Genomic DNA, 14128 nt, shown 5'->3' on the forward strand with positions numbered 1-14128 from the left:
CTGCCTCCAGCACGGCAACGGAACGCCTGAGCCAGGCCACGGGTGTGCGCCGCGTTCAGGCCGCGGCCCGGAAGACGTACGCCGTCATCGGGGCGGTGACCGGACCCGGGCCCAGACGGGCCGTCATCTCCTCGACGACGGTGGCCCGGACAGCCTCGAAGTCGCCGCGCTCCGCGACGGCCGCGCACACCGGTGTGCCGGTGAGGTACCCGGTGGCGAGGTCGGCGACCGACTCGGCACGCCCCCGCAGCGTCAGTTCCTGCTCCTCCTCGACGGTGAACCCCGCGGCCGCCAGATCGGCGGCCACGACGGCAGGATCGGCGTAGCCGTGCGGAACCGTCGGGAAGAAGCGCGGCGGGTCGACCGGAAACGCCCGCTCCAACCCTGCCTGCAGCGCGACTTCGAAGGCGTGCGTGGCGAGCGGGCCCCAGGTGTTGAACAGGAACCGGCCACCCGGGGCCAGCACACGCCGGATCTCCGTGAAGGCCGCGACGCGGTCCGGGAAGAACATCACGCCGAACTGGCAGACGACCAGGTCGAAGTCGTCGTCCGGGAACGGCAACCGCTGTGCGTCGGCCTGCCGCCACACGGCGCCCGGAGCGCGGGCGGACCCGAGAGCGACCATGGCCTCGTTCAGGTCGGTGGCCGTCATGTCGGCCGACGGTACCGCCGCGAGCAGCCGTGAGGTCAACACGCCTGTCCCTGCGGCAAGTTCGAGAACGCGGCGAAGATCGCCCCAGGAGTGGAGTGCCTCCGCCCTCCCGGTCAGGTCCTCGGCGAACGGCCGGAAGACCACCGGCACCAGGTACCGCTCGTAGGCCGCCGGCATGGACGCGGACCACCGGTGGTCGGCATTGATTCCCGTCATCCCACGACCGTAGCGCCGCGCCCGGAGACCTCCGCCCCGGCTCGCCGCGGCACACTTTCGGCCAGTTCTGCTCCGCGAGGCAACCCCGGAGGGCCCCGGCCCCTCAGACCAGTCGAAGCACGGGGATACTCGGAGAGGGGCGTTCGTTGGCGCGTCAGTTGTCCCGCCGGAAGTTCGTCGTCTACACGCTCGCGGCGTCCACCCTGACCGTGGCCGCGCCGCTGGGCTGCGACGCGGCGCCGGCGGAAGGAGCCGAGCCCTCCGCGGACGTCACGCGCCGACCGTCCGACGTCCTGGTGACCGGCGCCGACGAGGAGATGCTGGTTCTCGAGGTCACCAAGGCCAACAAGGTCGTCGTCCGACTGCCCCGCGTCGAGGTCGGCCAGGGGGTCACCACCGCGGTCGCCATGATGATCGCCGAAGAGCTGGACGCCCGGCTCGCCGACGTCGAGATCCCGCTCGCCGACGCCCGTGCGCGGGGCAACCAGTTCACCGGCGGTTCGAGTTCGGTCAGTTCGCTCTACGGCCCGGCCCGCGAGCTGGCCGCCCTGGCGCGCGCCAAGCTGGTGACCGCGGCGGCCAGGCGCTGGAAGGTGCCCGCGCGGACCCTGAGGACGCGGAACACCGAGGTCGTCGCACCGGACGGACGCAAGGCCACCTTCGGCTCGCTGACCGCGAGTGCCGCGGGGATCGGCCGGCCGGCCGTGTCGGCCACACCCAAGCCGGCCTCCCGGCACCGGGTGATCGGAAAGGCGACGACCCGGATCGACGCCCGGGACATCGTCACCGGCAAGGCCGACTACACCGGAGACCTGACCGTGGCCGGGGCCAAGCCGACCGTGGTGGCCCGGCCGCCGACGCTCGGCGGGAAGGCCCTCTCCGTCGACTCCCGGGCCGCGCGGGGCATGCCCGGCGTCCACGCGGTCGTCGAGATCGCGGGCGGGGTCGCCGTGGTGGCGGAGACGTTCCATCACGCCTTCGAGGCGAGGGACGCCCTGCGGATCACCTGGGCCCCGGGCCCGCTCGTGCCGCTCTCCGACGCCGCGATCCGCTCACGGCTGCGGGCCGCCGTCCCCCGGCTCGGCACCCCGCCGCGCGGTTCGGCGCAGACCGAGGCCGAGTTCGAGTTCGCCTTCGTCGGGCACGCCCCGATGGAGGTGCTGACCGCGGTGGCGGACGTCCGCGCGACCCGGGCCGAGATCTGGTTCTCCTCCCAGTCTCCGATGGACGCGCGGGACACCATCGCCTCGGAGGTCGGACTGTCCGCGTCGAAGGTGAAGGTCCACGTCGTACGGGGCGGCGGCTCCTTCGGGCGGAGGCTCAACCATGACGCCGCGATCGAGGCCGCGCTCATCTCCAAGGCGGCACACCTGCCGGTCAAACTGATGTGGAGCCGGGCGGACGACATCCGGCACGGCAGGATGCGCCCGGCCAGTCACCACCGGATCCGGGCCAGCCACGCACGGGGCAGGGTGGTGGCGTTCGCCCACACGATGGCTTCGGTGAGCGAGGCGTACGAGGAACAGGGACTCTCCGGCCAGGGAGGCGCCCGGGGGCCCGTCCAGGGCCGGGTGAGCCGGGCGGTCGCCCGCGCAGCCGGTCCGCTGCCCAGTGACAGCGGCCTGTACAACTTCGGCCGTGTCACCGGGGATTCGGGCTCGGTCGACCTGGCGATCCCGCTCGGCGCCTGGCGGTCGGTGGACTCCGGGACCATGCGGACGGCGGAGGAGATCGTCGTCGACGAGGTCGCGTGGAGCCTGGGCAAGGATCCCGTCGCCTTCCGACGCGCCACGCTCAGGAGCAAGGCCGTCAAGGCCGTACTGGACAAGGTCGCCGACGCCGGGCGATGGGGCCGCGCCCTGCCCGAAGGCCGGGCGCAGGGGGTCGCGGTCCACGAGGAGTACGGCTCGTGCGTGGCGTGCCTGGTCGAGATCGACGCCACGGACCCGAAGAACCCGCGGGTGACCAAGGCGGTGATGGCGGCCGACGTCGGAACGGCCGTCAATCCCCGGGGGCTCGAAGCCCAGCTCATGGGCACCGCGATCGACGGCATCTCCACCGTCCTGCACGCCGGCCTGCACATCGACCGGGGCGCCGTCCGCGAGAGCAGCTACGCCGACTTCCGGTACGCCCGCCAGCGACACGCCCCGCTGCGCTTCGAGGCGCACATCATGCCCTCCCGACGGGAGCCGGGCGGGGCGGGTGAACTCGGTGTCCCCGCGGCGGCGGGAGCCGTGGCCAACGCCTACGCCCGGGCGACCGGAACCAAGCCCCGCCGCTTCCCGCTCGACTTCTGAGCCGATCTCCGAAAAGGTACCGATGCCCTCCTACTCCTTCGTCCTCAACGGGAAGCCGGTCACGGTCGACGCACCGGCCGACATGCCGCTGCTCTGGGTCCTGCGGGACATGCTGAACGTCACCGGCCCCAAGTACGGCTGCGGTGTCGGCGTCTGCCGCGCCTGCACGAGCCACCTCGACGGCGGGGAGATCCAGCCCTGCGTGGTTCCGGTCGCCGACTGCGCGGACCGTGAGGTCACCACGATCGAAGGGCTGGCCGACGGCGACGAGCTGCACCCCGTGCAGCAGGCGTGGCTCGACCGGGACGTGGCGCAGTGCGGTTTCTGCCAGCCGGGTCAGATCATGGCCGCGGTGGCGCTGCTGAAGAAGACGTCCCACCCGACCGACGCGGACATCGACCGCATCGAGAACGTCTGCCGCTGCGGGACGTACTCCCGGATCCGCGAAGCGATCAAGAAGGCCGCGGCGAGCGGCTGACTGCCACCCGGGGCGCCCTGCGGCACGACTCGGCCCTCGCCTCCGCGTAGGGGGGCGGGCGCCGAGTCGTGGCGTGCTCGGGGCCCCTGCGGGCGCCGGCCGGGGGCCGGACGAGGCCGGGACGCGGCCGCCGGGAACAAGCGGCGGTGCCGGGAACAGTCGGTACGGCCGTCACGGTTAGACCCACGGAGAGCCGAGGCATGCCCGCCACGTGCTCGGACCGACACGTATGTCCGCTGGAGGACTTCTTTCATGAGCGACCGTCCCTTGACGCTGATGGCCGTGCACGCCCACCCCGACGACGAGGCCACCGGAACCGGAGGGGTCCTCGCGCGGTACGCGGCGGAGGGTGTCCGCACGGTGCTCGTGACGTGTACCGACGGCGGATGCGGTGACGGTCCGGGCGGCGTCAAGCCCGGCGATCCCGGGCACGACCCCGCGGCCGTCGCCTCGATGCGCCGCCGGGAACTGGAAGCGAGCTGTGAGGTCCTGAAGATCAGCGATCTGGAGACGCTGGACTACGCCGACTCCGGAATGATGGGCTGGCCGAGCAACGACGCCCCCGGATCCTTCTGGCAGACCCCGGTGCGGGAGGGCGCGGCCCGGCTCGCGGAACTCATGCGGCACTACCGCCCTGACGTGGTCGTCACCTACGACGAGAACGGCTTCTACGGCCACCCCGACCACATCCAGGCCCATCGCATCACGATGGCGGCACTGGAGATGACGGACCTGACACCGAAGGTGTACTGGACCACGATGCCCCGCTCCATGATGCAGCGGTTCGGCGAGATCATGCGCGAGTTCCATCCGGAGATGCCGGAGCCGGACCCCGCCGAGGTCGCCGCGATGGCCAAGATCGGCCTGCCGGACGACGAGATCAGCACCTGGGTGGACACCACCGCGTTCAGTGACCAGAAGTACGACTCGCTGGCCGCGCACGCCAGTCAGGGCGAGAACATCTTCTTCCTCAAGATGGGCAAGGAGCGGTTCGGCGGGTTCATGGGCGTGGAGACCTTCGCCCGCGTCCAGGACCCCACCGGCGCGGCCCTGCCCGAGGACGACCTCTTCGCGGGACTGCGCTGATCCGCCGCCGTCGTCCCCACCGGGAGAGCGCCGGCCCTGCAGGGTCGCGCCCCCGGCCGTCACCGGCGAGAAATCGGGCAGCCCCGCCGCGCCGTCCCGCTAGGGTCGAGGCATGCCTGAGCTGAAGCGGCTGCACGTGCGGCACGCGCCGGCGGTCCTGGCCTTCGAGCGTGCGAACCGTGCCTACTTCGCCGCCTCGGTCACCGACCGTGGTGACGATTTCTTCGACCGGTTCGCCGACCGGTACCACGCCCTTCTGGCCGAGCAGGAGGCCGGCATCTGCGCCTTCCATGTGCTGCTCGCCGAGGACGGTTCCGTACTGGGCAGGTTCAACCTGGTCGACATCGAGGACTGCGGTGCTGGGCTACCGGGTCGCGCAGCACGTCACCGGCCGCGGGGTGGCGACCGCGACGGTACGGCAGCTGTGCCTGCTCGCGGCGTCACGGCACGGGCTGCACACGCTCCGGGCCGCGACCGCCCACGAGAACCTCGCGTCCCAAAGGGTGCTGGTCAAGGCCGGGTTCGTCAGGACGGGTCCGGCCGAACCGGCCGATCTGGGCGGAAAGTCGGGGACCTGGTACCGACGGGATCTGCCGCGCCGGCCGTAGTCCACGCCCGCTCCCGCAAAAGGCTTTGAGCGCGAGGGAGTCCGGCTGTTACCGTCGCGGCGGACCGTGAAGTCGTCGTAGGAGGTGAGTCCCCGTGAACACAGTTACCCGTGGGTGCTCCCTCGATCCGTCACGGTTCGGCGGCTGACGTTCGGTGTCGCCGGGAGCGCCTGAGATCGAGGCACTCCTGGAGGGAGACTCCGATGAACACACAGCCTTTCCCATCCGGCCTGAGCGAGAACGCGGTGCAGATCACGCGTGTCGCGGACGGGCAATGGCATGCGCTGGACGACGACTTGGTCGTCGGGCGGGGGCATGCGCAACACCGGGCCGACGGGCGTCTGTTCGTCAGCATCGACGCCTGGCACGACGCCGCTTTCCACCGGCTCGCGCAAGCGATGCTGGCGCGACTGCCGGGGCCGCTGCACACGGTGGTCGACGAAGCGGACGTCGAGCTGACGGCTCGCTGGCGGGGGGCCGGTTTCACGGTCCGGCGCCGGGAGTGGGAGTACGCCGTACCGACCGACCCGCACGTCACAGGGCTGCGGACGGTCCGGCCGCCGTCCGGCGTGCGCATCGTGCCTGCCGGGCAGGCGGACGAGCGACTGTTGCGAGCGGTGGACCGTGCCGTCCGTGACGAGGTCGAGGCGGGCGCCGGGTGGCAGTCGATGCCCGCGGAGGTGATTCCGTTTCCGGAGGGCGACAGCATCGTCGACCCGTCGAAGTACGCGGTGGCCTCCGCACCGGACCGCTACCTGGGGCTGATCCGGGTGGTGATCCCGATCCGGCCGCGCATCGGGCTGCTCGCGGTCCGGGCCGGCGAGCAGCGCCGCGGTATCGCACGGGCACTGCTCGCCCACGCGCTGGGGGCACTCCACGCATCCGGGTTCGCGACGGCCTGGACCGAGGTGCAGGAGTCCAACCGGGCGGCGAGGGCGCTGTTCGAGGGCATCGGCGCCCGGCCCATGAGCAGCAACCTGGAGCTGGTGCGATGACGAGGAACAGGAACGTCATCGAGGTCGAGGGCAAGGTCGTCGAATGCCTGCGCAGCGCCATGTTCACGGTGGAGCTGGAGAACGGCCACCAGGTGCTGGCGCACATCAGCGGGAAGATCCGCAAGAACTACATCAAGATCATGCTGGAGGACCGGGTGCTGGTGGAGCTGCCGCCGTATGACCTGGCGCGCGGCCGGATCGTGTTCCGGTACCGGAACTAGCGCCGCGAGCCCCTGGCTCGACAGCTGATCGTGAGCCCCGGGACGCGGTTTCCGCGTCCCGGGGCGTCGGCGGGAGCGGCCGGCTTCGCACCGGCGGTCGCTCCGGGTGATCGTTCGCCCACTGTGCGCTGTGAGGCAAGGACCGGAGCACCGACAGTCGACCCGGGCGTCGAGCCCGGCCCTAGCGTCGAGGAGACCCGCCCCGTAAGGGGGCCGCTGCTCGGTCGTCGGTGTGCGTCGGCCGACTCGCCACGTGAAGGAAGCAGACCTGTCATGTTCCCTCTGAAATTTCTCGCCCGAGCGGGACAACGCGCAGTAGGCGCCCTGGTGGCGTTGGCTTTATCGATCGGCCTGGTGGGGCTCTCCGCTCCGGCGGCGTCCGCCGATCCCGACCGGATCCTCACCGTGCACGACTGGGTCATCGACGACCTGGAGAACGGGGGCCAGGACCCCCACCAGCAGTACTGGAACATGGTCGCGGCGATGCATCGCGTCACCGGCCACGACTTCTTCCGTGACACCCTCGACGAGACCACCACCAACGGCAACGCCCTCTTCCAGGTCAGCGTGCACCGGTACGGCACCTACGTGGGCGCCTTGTACTTCTGGACCAACGACCTGTACCTGGCCGGCTTCTACCAGGCAGGGGCGGGCGGCGGCCACTACGCCTTCAACGAGCCCCGGCGCGCCAGGTTCAACGAGTTGCTCCGCATCCAGTCCACGACGCTCCCGTGGAGCGGCAGTTACACCGGCTTCTCCGGCAACGCCGGTGACCAGGGCAGCCGCAGCAACCTCCAGATCAACGGCCTGCGCCTCGACAACGCCCTGCAGCAGCTGGGCCGGGCCAACTCACACCTGCAGAGCCAGAACGGCAGGGCGGTGCTGAGCCAGGCCCTCGTCATGATCATCCAGGCCACGTCCGAAGCCGCCCGCTTCGGCCGGATCTTCGACAACATCCGGACCAACATCCGGGACTACCACACCGGCGGCGCCCAGATGGGCGCGGAGAACGTCAACCTGCAGCAGAACTGGGGAACCATCTCCAACTGGCTCTACCGGGTGCTCCAGAACGCGGGCACACCTCCCCTCACCATCGGCACACGCGACCTCCAGCGCACGTTCGCCACATTCCAGCAATTGATCGCCTACGTGTTCTACATGGAGCTGGCCAGCGGATCACGCCCCCGCTGACCCGGCACCGCCGGCGCCGGGTCGACTCTCGTGCCGCCGCCGCGTGGCGTCAGTCGAAGCCGAAGGTGGCCACGACGGGGGCGTGGTCGGACTCCGGGTACTTGACGTCGGTGGCGGCGGCGATGGAGTCGTCCTTTGCTCAGGGGTTGTCTGTTCCGGCCCGGTGTCCGATGGTGAAGGACCGTCGATCGCCCTGCCTGGAAGGCGAGTTGACGTCAGAGAGAGGGACCTCCACATGTCAGTACGCAAGTTGGCGGCGGCGCTGTTCGCGGCGGCGGCGATCGTGACCTCGACGCTCGGGCTCGACGGTACGGCGGCCGCCGACAGCAGCGGCGTCCCGGGGACGAACGGCATCCTGACGTCCGAGGACGCCCGTCAGCCGTCCCTGACGGCGGCCCAGATGAAGAACGCCGTCGTACCCGGCGAGGCGCGGGCGAGCACGCTCGCCGCTCCGCTGAACTGTGCCTATTACTACGTGTGCGGAAAGGGCGGGAACGGCAACAGATTCGACTACACCGTATGCGGCACGACGTACACGCTGCCCAACCTCGTGGGCTGGGGATCCCTCCACAACAACCAGACTCCGGGAACCAGGGCGCACTTCTACGACGCGAACGGCGCCTGGATGTTCTCCATCGACGCTCCCGCCAAGAACGACGTCTTCTGGACCCCGGTCTGGTACGTCATCGCCTGCTGAGCCTCCGGCCCCGGGCGGCCTCGTGGGGAGGACGGGCCTCTCGGGGCGGGGTCAGTCCGCCGTCTGTACGGGGCCCGCCGTCACCTTCCGCAGCAGCGGCCTGCTGCCGGCGATCGCGGCGATCATGGCCAGCGCGCCGACCACGCCACAGATGACCAGCTGAACGGCACCGGAGGTGTTCATCGTCGTGCCCGCGACCTTGTTGAGCTGCATGGCTCCGAAGGCCCCCATCGCCGTGGTGCCGCCGGCCAGCACGGCCAACGGGATGACCGTCTCCCGGACCCGCGCGCTGTCCAGCACCTTCAGCGGGGTCCCGGCGAGCCTCAGCAAGCCGTAGACCCGACGCCGGTCCAGGACGTTCGCGGCCGAGGTGAGGCCCGCCGAGGCTGCGGCGACGAGGAAGCTCACGACCAGGGTCGCGGTGCTGACCGTGGCGACACGCGCGGTGACGGTGTCGTCGGCAGCGGACACGTACTCCTGTGTGAGCGGATACCTGCCCGAGCCGAGGGGCGTCAACGCCGTCACGGCGGTGTCGATGTGTGCCTGCCCGCCGGAGACCTGGACGGTCACGCCGTCCATGCCGCCGAGCAGACTGTCGTACGCGTCCTCGCTCGTCACGGTGACGTTCGCCCTCACTCCCGCCTTCCGCAGGAGTGCCCGGGCCTCACCGGCGGCGTGCCGGGCGTCGGCGGCGTTCGCGGTGATCACGGCCACCTGCCCCTGATGACTCGTGCCCTGTGCGCCCAGCGTGCTGATGGAGAAGAATCCGGCCACGAACCCCGCCAGCACCAGCCCGCTGACGGTGCGCCAGGCCGCGCGCGGGTCGTCGCTGAGGCGGCGCGCGGCGAGCAGCGTGGCGGGGCGCTTGGCGCGACGGCCCACCAGCCGGCCCAGACGGTCCACGACCCAGGGGCCGAACAGCCAGAAGGCTCCGTAGAAGAGGACCAGCAGGGCGATCAGCTGCCGGGCGTTCAGCTGGCCGCTGTCGCCGGTGGAGATCCAGATGTAGGCGAGGGCGGCGAGGAACAGCACCAGCCGGATCGCGCGGGTGCGGCGTGGATTCGCCTGCTGGGCGACGCCCAGGGGGGAGGTGGCCACCTGGCGGAGCATCGTCACCGCGCTCAGTGTGATCAGCACGGTGACGGCGAGCACGATCACCGTCAGCCAGGGCAGCCCCACCCACAACTGTCCGGTGTACCAGGCGCCGACACCGTAGGGGAGTTCGGCGAGGGCGGGCAGCAGCAGCGTGTAGGCGAGCGCGCCGGCCAGGGCGCCGGCCGCGCCGACCCCCGCCGCCTCGACGGCGGTCATGGCGAGGATCTGCCGCGGTGTCGCCCCGGCCAGACGCAGCGCGGCGAGCCGCTGTTCGCGCCGGGCCGCGCCGAGCCGGCCGGCGGCCGAGGCCAGCACCACGACCGGCATGACGAGAAGGACCACCCCCAGCAGCACGGTTCCCTGGTCGCTGCCGGTGAACAGGTCGGCCTTCGTGCCGGTGAACCCGGCGATCGGGGCGCGCTCGGTGAGCCCCTCGTCGTAGTAGTTCAGCAGGTCGTCATGTGGGGCGACGGCCGCGGCGGTGGGGGCCCGGCCGACCACCGCGACCAGGTCGTCGGGCGAGGCCAGACCGGCGGTGCCGATGGTGCCGTAGGACGTCGACTGGGCGAAGCGGTCCGCGAGTTGGTTCGCGGGGAGATCGTGGAGCAGAGCTGCCAGGGCGGGCGAGACATACACCTCGCCGTCCTTCGGGAAGCGCTGGACACCGGGTGGCGCGGGCGTCCGCTCCCGCCCGGGCAACTGGGCCAGGCTGACGACGGTGACGGGTTCCCGGCGTACGTACGTCACGGTCGTCGCCTGGACGGCCGTCGCCCGCTTCGCCGGTACGGAGTCGGGGGTGCGCCAGGCCGTGTGATCGGCGCGGGCGCCCGCGCCGAGAGCGGCGGCGGTCATCACCAGCAGGAGGAACGCGCCGACCGCGGCGGCGCCGACCGCGAGCAGCTGGGCCTGGAGGCCGCGGCGGCCGGAGGACCTGGCGAGGTGCCAGGTCAGGGGCAGGACGGGGGAAGGCATGGGAAGCGCTCCTGCGGGATCAGGCGACGGTGTACTGGGTGTGGCCGCTGATGCGGCCGTCACGGACCTGGAGGACCCGGTCGCAGTGGGCGGCCACGTCCGCGTCGTGGGTGACCATGACCAGGGCGGCGCCGGTCTGCCGGGTCGCAAAGGTCAGCAGCTGGACGACCTCCGTGCTGGTGCGCTGGTCCAGGGCACCGGTCGGCTCGTCGGCGAAGACCACGTCCGGTTCGACGGCCAGGGCGCGCGCGATGGCGACCCGTTGGGCCTGCCCGCCGGAGAGCTGACCGGGCCGACGGCCTTCCAGACCCTCCAGCCCTAGAGGCATGAACCAACGGCGGGCCCGGACGACGGCCTCGGCACGCGGTACGCCCTCCAGCATCAGCGGCAGGGCGGCGTTCTCCTCTGCGGGCAGTTCGGGCAGCAACTGGCCGAACTGGAAGACGAACCCGAAGCGCTTGCGGCGCAGGGCACTGAGCCTGTTCTCACCGAGGTTGTCGATGCGGTCGCCGCCCAGCAGCACCTGGCCGGCGTCGGGTCGGACGATCCCGGCGAGGGTGTGCAGCAGGGTCGACTTGCCGGATCCCGACGGGCCCATGATCGCCAGTGAGTCGCGCTCACGGATCTCCACGTCCACGCCGGCGAGGGCGCGGGTGGAACCGTACTTCTTCACGAGGCCGTGTCCGGCCAGGACCGTGTTCATGGGGCGTCGTGGCTCCTTCTCCGTGCTCTGATGTCCGGGTGACGCTCGTGGCGCGGGCCTTGGCCGCACGCCCCGGGATGCCGGCGGCGGCGCCGTAGCTCCGGGCGCCGATGCGGACGAGGGCGACTCCGGCTACGGCTACGGCTACGACTACGGCTACGGTTCCGAGCCCAGCCGGGGAGGAACCTGTCGCACCGCAGCGCGTGCTCCGGATGTCCGTGGTGGGGACACGGCTCCAATCTCGCCCACGCGCCCGGACACTCGCCTCGGCCGAACGGTCAGGATCGGGGAGCCACCCCCACCGTTCCCTCGACCATTCGGCCGATTCGGCTGCCGCTGCCACTGCCACTGCCACTGCCACTGCCACTGCTCATGCTCGGGCCGGGACCGCACCCGGGCGTGGGGGTGATCGGCATGAAGACCGCCGGTCGCCGAGCGCCGGACTACGGGCGGGCCACGTACCGGAGATCACCCTGCTCAGGTGGAGTGGACCTCGACGGTGCGGCCGTCGGGGTCGGTGAGCAGATGGCGCCCCGGGGAGAGCGGCGGAGTGGAGGTCGTGCCGTCGACCCGCAGGCCCAGACGCAGGGCGTCGGTCTGCCGGTCCGGGCGGGCCGGATAGAGCTCGAAGACCACTCCGTCGCCCAGGACGGCGGCATAGTGCGCGGGCCCCTGGCCATGCCGCTCCGCCGCGAAGCTCAGGCCGAGCCCCTGGTAGAAGTGCCGGCATTCCTCGAGCCGGGGCGAGTACAGCACCAGCAGGGTGACGCGGGCCGAGTGCGCGTGGGTCATGGGCTCCTGTCCTCCGACGGGGACGATGATCAACGGTACGCGACGACGATCGGCATGAACCGGACGGAGTGCCGCGAACGCGGAGCCGCGCGCTACGGGGCGGTCGGGCCCCGGGGCGGACGCGACGTCAGGCGGTTCGGGACCGGGAGTGTCCGTGCGATCCGTTCCTGTCGGCGGTTCCCGTTCCACGGTCGATCCTGTGACAATCAGCAGCGACGTACGGCCCGCAACGTACGCACAACTACGACGAGGCGGAGCGCGAGTGATCCGGGTCATGGTGGTCGACGACGAGGCGCTGGTGCGCTCGGGCTTCCGGCTCATCCTGAACGCGGCCCCCGACATCGACGTCGTCGCGACCGCGGTCGGTGCCGAAGCGGTCGACACCGTACGGCGGGAGGCTCCCGACGTCGTGCTGCTGGACATCAGGATGCCGGACGTGGACGGGCTGACCGTGCTGGGGCAGCTGTGTGCCCTCCCGGACCCGCCGGTGGTGGCCATGCTGACGACGTTCGACGCCGACGAGTACATCCTCACCGCGCTGCGCTCGGGTGCGGCCGGCTTCCTGCTCAAGGACACCGAGCCCGACCAACTCGCCCAGGTCGTACGCACGCTGGCCGCGGGCGGGGTCGTGATGTCACCGAAGGCGTCCCGCGCCGTCTGGCAGAGCCATCCCCGCGCCGCGACCGTCGACGACGAGGACGTCGTCCGCTTCGGCCTGCTCACCCAACGTGAGCGCGAGGTCCTCCTGCTGGTGGCGGAGGGACTGTCCAACGCCGAGATCGGTACGGTCGTCCATCTCAGCGCGGGTACCGTCAAGGACCATGTCAGCGCGATCCTCGGCAAGCTCGGGGTCGCCGGCAGGGTGCAGGCGGCCCTGCTCGCCCAGCGGGCCGGGCTGCTCGACGGTCGGCAGCGGCCTGCCGAGGCGGGGCGGTGACCGCGCCGCGAGCCTGGTGGGCGCGGATCCCGGATCGGGTGCTCGACCTCGTGGTCGTCGCGATCGCTGTCGTGGACGTCCTGTTCTGCCTGGAGGACTCCACCCCCGTCTCCCAGGGCATGGCCGCGCTGGCGTGCGCCGCTCTCGTGGTGCGACGGCGCTTCCCCCTGCCGGTCTTCCTTCTGGCGCTTCCCGCCACCCTCATGCTGGACATCGTGTTCGCCCCGTTCGCCGCCCTGTTCACGCTGGCCGAACGCTCCCGCAACCGCCGGCTGCTCGTCTCCTGCGCCGTGATGTTCGCGCTGGCCTCCGCCACCCCGTGGCCGCTGAGCGACCTCAGCGCGCACGACCGAGCATGGACCCTGGTCTATTTCTTCTACACACTCGCCACCGCCGCGGCCCCGGTCCTGCTCGGCCAGCTCGTGCAGGCCCGCCGGGACCTGGCCCGCCGTATCGTCGAGATCGAGGAGGCGCGTGAGCACGAGCGCCTGCTGCACTCCCAGGCCGTGCTCGCGCACGAACGCGCCCAGCTCGCCCGTGAGATGCATGACGTCGTCTCCCACCAGGTCAGCCTGATCGCCGTGCAGGCCGGGGCCCTCCAGGTCGCCGCCATCGACCCGGCGTTCAAGGAGGGGGCGCGCACCATCCGTTCCCTGAGCGTGGACACGCTCGACGAACTACGGCACATGGTCACCCTGTTGCGTGCCTCCGGGGGCAGGGCCACCGAACTCACCCCGCAGCCCACCCTCGCCGACCTGCACAAACTCGTCGGGAGCAGCGGCATCGACACCGAGCTGACCGGCGAACTCCCGCCGGAGGTGAGCACCACCGCACAGCGCACCGTCTACCGCACCGTCCAGGAAGCCCTCACCAACGTCCGCAAACACGCCCCGGGTGCCCGGGCGACCGTACGGCTCTGGAGCGCCGACGACCGCGCCACCTTCGGCGTGACCATCACGAACACACCCCCCACCCGCCCCTCACTGCCCCTCCCCGGCTCCCGGCAGGGCCTCATCGGTCTCAGAGAACGCGCCGAACTCCTCGACGGCACCTTTCGCTCCGGGCCCACCCCGGACGGCGGCTACGAGGTGAGTCTGCGGATTCCGGCCGACCGGGACTCCTGACGGAAAGCGAATCGCCCCGCCGAGTGAACGGCGGGGCGACCCATGGGCCAGGTACGCGTTCACC

13 protein-coding genes and 1 pseudogene are annotated in these 14128 nt (G+C 71.4%); 10 read left to right on the plus strand and 4 right to left on the minus strand.

The window, feature by feature from the left end; all coding sequences use genetic code 11:
* Nucleotides 1-55: 55 nt before the first annotated feature.
* Nucleotides 56-868: a class I SAM-dependent methyltransferase gene (locus tag PYR72_RS06075; RefSeq protein WP_275454281.1), complete on the minus strand. Its 813-nt coding sequence runs from the start codon at nucleotides 866-868 to the stop codon at nucleotides 56-58.
* A 146-nt stretch (nucleotides 869-1014) separates the two neighbouring features.
* Between PYR72_RS06075 and PYR72_RS06080 the strand changes: the two genes are divergently transcribed.
* From PYR72_RS06080 to PYR72_RS06115, 8 genes and pseudogenes are all read left to right on the plus strand, one after another.
* Nucleotides 1015-3165, plus strand: coding sequence for a molybdopterin cofactor-binding domain-containing protein (locus tag PYR72_RS06080; RefSeq protein ID WP_275454282.1), 2151 nt, complete (start codon nucleotides 1015-1017; stop codon nucleotides 3163-3165).
* A 22-nt stretch (nucleotides 3166-3187) separates the two neighbouring features.
* Nucleotides 3188-3643, plus strand: a complete 456-nt coding sequence (locus PYR72_RS06085; RefSeq protein ID WP_275454283.1) for a (2Fe-2S)-binding protein — start codon at nucleotides 3188-3190, stop codon at nucleotides 3641-3643.
* Nucleotides 3644-3895: 252 nt separating this feature from the next.
* Nucleotides 3896-4729 (plus strand): PIG-L family deacetylase, encoded by an 834-nt coding sequence (locus PYR72_RS06090; RefSeq protein WP_275454284.1) that lies wholly within the window; start codon nucleotides 3896-3898, stop codon nucleotides 4727-4729.
* Nucleotides 4730-4841: 112 nt separating this feature from the next.
* A pseudogene (locus tag PYR72_RS06095) lies at nucleotides 4842-5337 on the plus strand (GNAT family N-acetyltransferase).
* 203 nt (nucleotides 5338-5540) lie between these two features.
* Complete coding sequence (locus tag PYR72_RS06100; RefSeq protein WP_275454285.1) at nucleotides 5541-6332, plus strand: GNAT family N-acetyltransferase; 792 nt, start codon at nucleotides 5541-5543, stop codon at nucleotides 6330-6332.
* On the plus strand, nucleotides 6329-6553 hold the full coding sequence (gene infA / locus PYR72_RS06105; RefSeq protein ID WP_013006194.1) for a translation initiation factor IF-1: 225 nt from the start codon (nucleotides 6329-6331) through the stop codon (nucleotides 6551-6553). The genes PYR72_RS06100 and infA overlap by 4 nt, the downstream gene beginning before the upstream one ends.
* Before the next feature lie 273 nt (nucleotides 6554-6826).
* Nucleotides 6827-7744 (plus strand): ribosome-inactivating family protein, encoded by a 918-nt coding sequence (locus PYR72_RS06110; RefSeq protein WP_275454286.1) that lies wholly within the window; start codon nucleotides 6827-6829, stop codon nucleotides 7742-7744.
* Between the two features lie 235 nt (nucleotides 7745-7979).
* A complete protein-coding gene (locus PYR72_RS06115; RefSeq protein WP_275454287.1) occupies nucleotides 7980-8441 on the plus strand; it encodes a hypothetical protein in 462 nt (153 codons plus the stop codon).
* A gap of 51 nt (nucleotides 8442-8492) precedes the next feature.
* On the opposite strand, the gene PYR72_RS06120 is transcribed toward PYR72_RS06115, so the two are convergent.
* From PYR72_RS06120 to PYR72_RS06130, 3 genes are all read right to left on the minus strand, one after another.
* Nucleotides 8493-10508: an FtsX-like permease family protein gene (locus PYR72_RS06120; RefSeq protein ID WP_275454288.1), complete on the minus strand. Its 2016-nt coding sequence runs from the start codon at nucleotides 10506-10508 to the stop codon at nucleotides 8493-8495.
* Between the two features lie 19 nt (nucleotides 10509-10527).
* On the minus strand, nucleotides 10528-11211 hold the full coding sequence (locus PYR72_RS06125; RefSeq protein WP_275454289.1) for an ABC transporter ATP-binding protein: 684 nt from the start codon (nucleotides 11209-11211) through the stop codon (nucleotides 10528-10530).
* A 477-nt stretch (nucleotides 11212-11688) separates the two neighbouring features.
* A complete protein-coding gene (locus tag PYR72_RS06130; protein ID WP_275454290.1) occupies nucleotides 11689-12003 on the minus strand; it encodes a glyoxalase/bleomycin resistance/dioxygenase family protein in 315 nt (104 codons plus the stop codon).
* A 274-nt stretch (nucleotides 12004-12277) separates the two neighbouring features.
* Here PYR72_RS06130 and PYR72_RS06135 point away from each other — a divergent pair, with 274 nt between their 5' ends.
* Nucleotides 12278-12940 carry a response regulator transcription factor gene (locus tag PYR72_RS06135; protein WP_275460340.1) on the plus strand — a complete coding sequence of 221 codons (663 nt, stop codon included), beginning with the start codon at nucleotides 12278-12280 and terminating at the stop codon, nucleotides 12938-12940.
* Entirely contained in the window at nucleotides 12937-14064 is a 1128-nt protein-coding gene (locus PYR72_RS06140) for a histidine kinase (RefSeq protein ID WP_275454291.1), read from the plus strand. Before PYR72_RS06135 ends, PYR72_RS06140 begins: the two co-directional genes overlap by 4 nt.
* Nucleotides 14065-14128 lie beyond the last annotated feature (64 nt).

The sequence above is a fragment of the Streptomyces sp. VNUA24 genome, assembly GCF_029167005.1.
In the GTDB taxonomy this organism is placed as follows: Bacteria; Actinomycetota; Actinomycetes; order Streptomycetales; family Streptomycetaceae; genus Streptomyces; species Streptomyces scabiei.